General features: G+C 63.8%; 4 protein-coding genes. All 4 read left to right on the top strand.

Translation table 11 applies throughout. The annotated features are described in order from the left end of the window. The first annotated feature begins 72 nt into the window (after nt 1-72). Nucleotides 73-609, top strand: coding sequence for a ribosome maturation factor RimM (gene rimM, locus VDP82_RS16575; RefSeq protein ID WP_323015934.1), 537 nt, complete (start codon nt 73-75; stop codon nt 607-609). Further along, entirely contained in the window at nt 606-1,316 is a 711-nt protein-coding gene (trmD, locus tag VDP82_RS16570) for a tRNA (guanosine(37)-N1)-methyltransferase TrmD (RefSeq protein ID WP_323015933.1), read from the top strand. Before rimM ends, trmD begins: the two co-directional genes overlap by 4 nt. A 164-nt stretch (nt 1,317-1,480) precedes the next feature. Continuing rightward, nucleotides 1,481-2,032 (top strand): 50S ribosomal protein L19, encoded by a 552-nt coding sequence (gene rplS, locus VDP82_RS16565; protein ID WP_323015932.1) that lies wholly within the window; start codon nt 1,481-1,483, stop codon nt 2,030-2,032. Nucleotides 2,033-2,173: 141 nt separating this feature from the next. Continuing rightward, the coding region (locus VDP82_RS16560) for an exodeoxyribonuclease III (protein WP_323015931.1) at nt 2,174-2,892 on the top strand (719 nt) is incomplete at its 3' end.

Below are 2,892 nucleotides of genomic sequence, written 5' to 3'. Positions count from 1 at the left end.
CGGTTTCCAGCACCGCAATTCCCCTCGGCCTCCGCGCTTGCTATCAAGGCGCAAGAGCGCATAGAGACAATCATGACCGCATCGAAAAACCGCATCCTCCTGGGCCAGATCGGGGCCGCGCATGGCATTAGGGGCGAGGTGCGCATCGCCACCCATACCCAGCACCCGCTCTCCATTGCCGATTACGGCGCCCTGGAAACCGACCGGCCCGGCCTCATCGTCACCATCGAGCATCTGCGGCTGGCCAAGAATGTCGTCATCGCCCGGCTGCGCAGCGTCAGTGACCGCAACGCCGCCGAAAAGCTCAACGGCACCAATCTTTACATCGATCGATCCCGCCTGCCCGACATCGAGGAAGAGGACGATTTCTACCACGCCGACCTTATCGGCCTCGAAGCCCGGCTCGAAACCGGCCAGGTCATCGGCACGGTGGCCGCCGTGCCCAATTACGGCGCAGGCGATCTCATCGAGGTGCGCGCCCGCGAGGGCGGCGACAGTTTCCTTTACCCCTTCACCAGGGCCATCGTGCCCACTATCGACCTTGCCGGGGGGTATTTGACCATCATCCTGCCGCGCGACGCCGAGGCCGGCGAGGAAGAACCCGATTGAGCTTTTCCGCCACCATCGTCACGCTTTTCCCCGAGCTTTTCCCGGGGCCCCTGGGCGCATCCGTGCTTGGCCGGGGATTGGCGGACGGGCTGTGGTCGCTTTCGGCCACCCAATTGCGCGACTTTGCCACCGACCGCCACCGCACGGTGGACGATACGCCCTCGGGGGGCGGAGCCGGCATGGTGCTCAAACCCGACATTCTCGCCCGCGCCATCGACCATGTCGCCCCGCCCGACGATCCGCGTCCGCGCATCCTGATGTCGCCCCGCGGTGCGCCGCTCACCCAGGCCCGTGCTCGCGCGCTGGCCCGGGGGCCGGGCGCGGTTATCGTCTGCGGCCGCTTCGAGGGGGTCGACCAGCGCGTCATCGAGGCCCGCCAGCTCGAGGAAATCTCCATAGGCGATTATGTGCTGGCGGGCGGGGAAGTGGCGGCCATGGTGCTTCTGGAAGCCGTGGTGCGGCTCATTCCCGGCGTTCTCGGCGGCGTCGACAGCCATGCAGAGGAGAGCTTCGAAAACGGCCTGCTCGAATATCCCCAATATACGCGGCCGCAAATTTTCGAGGGGCGGGAAATCCCTGCCATCCTGACATCCGGTGACCACGCCCGCATCGCCCGCTGGCGCGCCCAAGAGAGCCTTGCCCTCACCCGCACGCGCCGGCCCGACCTTCTCGACCGGCTCGAGGCGGAAAAACGCGACAAAGCCTAGACTCTTCGCCTTTTTTCTCCTATAGCCGCGCCACTATCGCGTCGACGGATATCGGAACCGCCGCGCAGCAATAAAAAGACGACCCCTCCGTTACCAACCAAGACCGGGTTTTCCGGCCGCGAGGCCGCCAATACCCCTATGAAAAGATTCAGAACGGAATCGACATGACCAATATCATCGAACAGCTCGAAGCCGAGCAGCTCGCCACGCTGGCCGCCAAGCGCGCCCATCCCGAATTCACCCATGGTGACACCGTCAAGGTGTGGGTGAAGATCACCGAAGGCAACAAGGAACGCCTGCAGGCTTATGAGGGCGTCGTCATCGCCCGCAGCGGCGGCGGCCTGATGGAGAGCTTCACCGTCCGCAAGATTTCCTATGGCGAAGGCGTCGAGCGCGTTTTCCCGCTCTATTCGCCCAATGTCGCCTCCATCGAGGTGCTCAAGCGCGGCAAGGTGCGTCGCGCCAAGCTCTATTACCTGCGCGATCGTCGCGGCAAGTCGGCCCGTATCTTCGAATCGACCAATTCGCGTACCCGCAAGATCGAGGCCAGCGAGCGCGAGGCTGCCATCGCCGCCCGTGAAGCCCGCGAAGCCGAGAAGATCGCCGCCGCCGAGGCTTTTGCCGCCGAGCAGGCCGCCAAGGATGCGGAAGCCGCAGCGGCCGCCGCCGCTGCCGAGCAGGCTGCTGCCGCCGAAGAGGCTCCCAAGGCCGAATAGGCTTGAGGCTTTATGCCGAATTGAAAAACCCGGCTTTCCAGCCGGGTTTTTTGTGTTTGCCTTGCCGCGCCATTTCCGGCTTTACCTCGGGGATCGGCTTGGCGATAACAACGACTGCCCCCGAAAGACCCGAGTCCCGCCATGTCCGTCGCCATCGCCACCTGGAATATCAATTCGATCCGCCTGCGCCTGCCCATGGTGCTCGAATTCATCGCCCGCCACGCGCCGGACGTCATCATGTTCCAGGAGATCAAATGCACCGATGACCAGTTTCCGCGCGGTGCCTTCATCGAGGCCGGCTATCCGCACATGGCCGTGCATGGACAGAAGGGCTATCACGGCGTCGCCATCGTCAGCAAATTCCCGCTGACCGACATTTCCAGCCGCGTCTTCTGCGAAATCCCGGAATCACGCCACATCTCGGCGCTGACCGATTTCGGCCACGGCCCGGTGACGCTGCACGATTTCTACATTCCCGCCGGCGGCGACGAGCCCGACCCGGCGATCAATCCCAAGTTCAAGCACAAGCTGGGCTTTCTCACCGAATTGACCAGTTGGTTCACCGAGCCTGTCTTCCAGCGCGGACACCTCATCGCCGGCGACTTCAACATCGCGCCGCATGAAAATGACGTGTGGAGCCACAAGCAGCTTCTCAAGGTGGTCAGCCATACCCCCGTCGAGACCGAGGCGCTCAATGCCATCCTCAATGGCGGCCATGGCTGGGTCGACCTGGTGCGCAAGCACGTGCCCGTCGACCAGAAGCTCTATTCCTGGTGGAGCTATCGCGGCAAGGACTGGGAAAAGTCCGATCGGGGCCGGCGGCTCGACCATATCTGGTCCACCGCCGATATCGCCGCCCA

Source organism: Devosia sp., assembly GCF_034675085.1.
In the GTDB taxonomy this organism is placed as follows: Bacteria; Pseudomonadota; Alphaproteobacteria; order Rhizobiales; family Devosiaceae; genus Devosia.
The sequence above is the reverse complement of the archived record's forward strand: the minus strand, read 5'-3'. Positions and strand labels throughout refer to the sequence as shown.